The 3,943-nt window shown below is 50.3% G+C and carries 1 protein-coding gene; it reads right to left on the bottom strand.

The window, feature by feature from the left end:
* Positions 1-3,652 (bottom strand): Ig-like domain-containing protein (locus BHE89_RS11565; protein ID WP_128860498.1); only part of this gene is annotated, 3,652 nt, incomplete at its 3' end.
* Positions 3,653-3,943 lie beyond the last annotated feature (291 nt).

A 3,943-nucleotide genomic window follows, 5' to 3' on the forward strand; every position in this document is an offset into this window, starting at 1 on the left:
CCCCCATCGTGTTGGCGTCATAGTCACCATCAGGTTTGTACTGATCACGGATGAGAACCCTAACCGGCAATGCCTGGGTATCAATCGCGGTATCACCTTCAACCTCAACAATAGGACGGATGCTGTCAGAAGGTGCAGAGATAGCCCGGTAGACAACCTCAGTCTTCACATCAGGAACCTTGTTGTAGGCTGCGTTCACCTTGTAGGTGGTTTCTTCCCACAACGCTCGCTCATCGGTATTGATGCGGCGATACACCTTATTGGTGGCACCCCATCCCGGAATGAAGGTCTCAGACTCAAGAACATCCGAGTTGCGCGATATGGCAATATCCAGATCAGCTCGTTCAGAGTTGATAATGGCATCACCCAGGTAGTTACCTGTCATCGGCACCATGTAGATGTTGTCCTTGAAGTTGTAGTCGGAGGCCAGTTCAACGGTCGGAGCTGGTGGATCAACGGCTTCAACATTGAAAGTCTCGTCGTTCAACGTCACCCGAGTGCCATTGCGGGTGAAAATACTTACCCGCCACCCCAGAGGGTGATCACCGTTCTCGGCCAGGGAACCTGACAACGAAGGAGATTCCGATAACGGGTCTTGGACCAGTCCATCGGGGATCTGCTGCCACTCGAACAGACAGGTGCGGCTTGCACTGCCAACAGCTTTGTTCGCGGCCTCGTTTTTCGCACGGTCAGCACTGAGAGTGATTGAACAGTCAGGACCTTTGCTCTGCTTGAAGTTCACATCAAAGTCTTCAATGACGCGATTCACCTGAGCAATGTCATCAATCGGGGTGTAACCAACAGAGCCATAGGCAGTAGTTACCGTCAGGTTCTGAGAGCCAGACCCAACTTTTACCTTGGAACCGTCACCACTGAACAGGTACAGGCTGTATTCGACAGGTTGTTCACCAATGCTCACAGCCTGCCCCACCAGCCCGGCAACTTTCATCCCGTTGTTGTCCTGCGTAGTTTGTTCAGCCTCATCCGGAGTTCTGTCCCATTGGAGCAAACACACCGGGTCACGAATTGGGTCTGCGGCCATAGCCACATCCTCTTTCGTGGTGAACCGGCAAGGCACACCCGACTCTGGCAGGGCATAGATTTTCACCGGGTCAATAACCTGGCGAATTGTCCATGATTCAGCCGAGAGCTTGGCCGTCCCTTTCCAGGTATTGATGTCCACAACCAAGATGGGTGAGTTCGGCGCGGAGGTCATGACAAGAAGACTGGAAGAGCCGACCACATCAGGAACAGCCGGTTTAACCGGAATGCTCAAACGACCACCTGACGCACCGAAATCATGTTGGCTCATGATCCCCATTGTCTGGCCCGGCTCGATACGCACCCCATTCACCACCAGCGGCACTTTCGCATCAGAACGGAGGGTCGCAAACACGTCGTATGAACCTGTCACGACAGCACCATCACTGAGCGTCAGCGGCTTGGTCTCGATGATCCGCTTGCCATCTGCATGAACAAATTCATGAGTGACAGCGGGGACCATGACCTTGCCATCCATCCCATCCGCCAGCATTACCTGACGAGGTTTGTACTCGAAGCCAACAGCCTTTTGAACCGCGTTGCCTTGTGCGTCCTCACCGGAAACAGTCAGCGTGTAAGATTCCCCTTCCTTCAAAGACGGGAACATTACCGGGTACTCAAGGCGGAATCGCCCTTTCGACTCTTCGCGCCAGGACAACTGAACCTTGTCATCGGCTGGGCCTCCGACGAGGGCAATAGAGGTCAGCTTGGGGCTCGGGTCGGCAGTATCAGTCAAGGTGATTACAACATCATCCAAAGACTGGATTGGTGCTCCATCACTGATCGATACAGTTAGTGTCGGCGCTGAATTATCTATGCTCATAGCATATTGTGAGCCAGTGAATACCTGCTTAACCTCATTACCGAAAGCATCTTTAGCTACGAGAGATATGCCGGTATATGTGCCCTCTGACAGATTCTCAGCAGAAAATGTGAAAAACCAATCATTTGTGCTACTACGAAGAACTTCAGTACGAGACAACGGACGTTCTTCGCCAGTCGAGGTTATCGCAGACGCACTTGAGTTGTTAGAAATAACCCACTGGTTAACCCCCCAACCGTCAAATGAATCAGGCTCACGGAAATGAGCTTTAAAAATCCGCCCATTTCGTTCTACCCCAGCAATTTCAGGAGGGTTAAAGTCATAGCAGAACGTTGCCCCAATCCGATCAGACGGAAGTTCAGGCTTCCCTTCCGGTCGAGACCAATATCCAGGCCATGAACATGAGCGCCCACTGAACGATATATCCGTATCCACTTCTGCATAAGAAGCATTTGCCGGAATTTTAGTAGTAGGCAACCAAGATCCCCATAACTCCTGAGCGTAAGGTCTCGGCTCAACATGAAATCTCAGTTTTTTATAATGGTTAACTGAGCTCATATTAATGGTTTCACCGCGGACCCACTGACCATCATCCCTAAGATATTCAACATACTTACCGATGGGAGCCAAGCTAACCGATGGATCAGCTTTCACACTGACGGATGTATCACCAAGAGAGTTCATAACCCAGTCGTAAATAATAAACGACTTAGTTTTTGTCCCATGTTGCTGGAATACATCAGCTTGCGTCTGCCGATAATCATATGTACCGTCTTCGGCAATGATATTGCCTTCAATACAGTTTTTATAATCACACCAGTTACCGCTTTGAGCACCGTAAGGTGAAGAAGGATAGGAGTTTGTTTTGGGTATCCGGTAGAGCACCCTGTAGGTATCGGAATAAATGGTCATTCCGTTCTGATAAGGCGCAAAACCTGATAGGGCCTGACCATTAACCTTAAAAGTTGAGGCCTGCGGGTTCTTAGGGTCATACACTGCTACTGGCTCAGGATTCTCTCCAGACTTTGCACCTACTGAATCCCAAGCAATAGGATAGGCTATTGACCCTTTGTTCCCTGCTTTATCCAGGGCCTCGAAATGAAGCGTATATAGATCCTCCCCATTAGGGAACACAGTGCTCCAGTTCAACAACTGGCCTTGGCCGTTGGCGTAATTAACCGAGACAACAGGACTCCTCTTGCCTTTGCTATCTACAGCATACGCCTGTATAGAGGAAACCGAAGAACCGGCATCAGATGCAGACACATCTATACCTGAAAATCGGTGAGGACCTCGCAGTAGCGTTCCATCAGAAAGCGCCCGGTTCCATTCCCCTTTTACTGTCACGTTTGCCAAACTTGGCGCTGTCGTATCGACTTGAAGCGGGTATTCATCAGTCTGAACGGAACTTCCGTCTGACGCCAGTATTTCGGCCCTTAGTTTGTAGACTCCCTCGGAAGGAGCCGGTAGTTGAAGTTCCGCACCATAGTAGGATTTTCCACCCACTGTGATGCGATCAGTAGCCCCAAGAAGGTGGCTGGTCGCTGTCGAAACCACTGTTCCATCCGACCGAATCACCGAAATCTTTACCTTTCGGTCGATACCGGCACTCAAGGCAAACGAGATATTGCCCGTTGGGTTGGCATAGTTGGCATTCGGAGTCAGAGACCGTTGCGTACCATCTGGAGCCTTAAAGGTGTATTCCAGCAGCTCTGCATGAGCAGCACCAGCGGTAAGAACCGCCAGAGCCCCAAGCATCGCCGGAATTTTAGGCTTGAAATTGATCATCGCATTCTCCATTCGTTTTGAGTTACAAGAACCCAATGCTGGAGGTTACGGGAGGGAGTGCATAAACATGGGCTGTGGAAGTGCCCTTTTTGAGCAAATAAGGAAATAGTTGGAATTTGTTATGACTGGACTTTTTGCCAAAAAATAAGGGCAGCTTTTAGGCTGCCCCTATCACCCGTTGATTAACGGCAAGGTGTCTTTTACACCCCCAGGCCATTGCTGAGTTGCACAACAGCCGGGATGACCTTCTCTGCATGTTCCAGAGTAGCAGACATGATGGATTCCACTACG

The organism is Shigella sp. FC1967, assembly GCF_001743005.1.
Lineage (GTDB): Bacteria > Pseudomonadota > Gammaproteobacteria > Enterobacterales > Enterobacteriaceae > Proteus.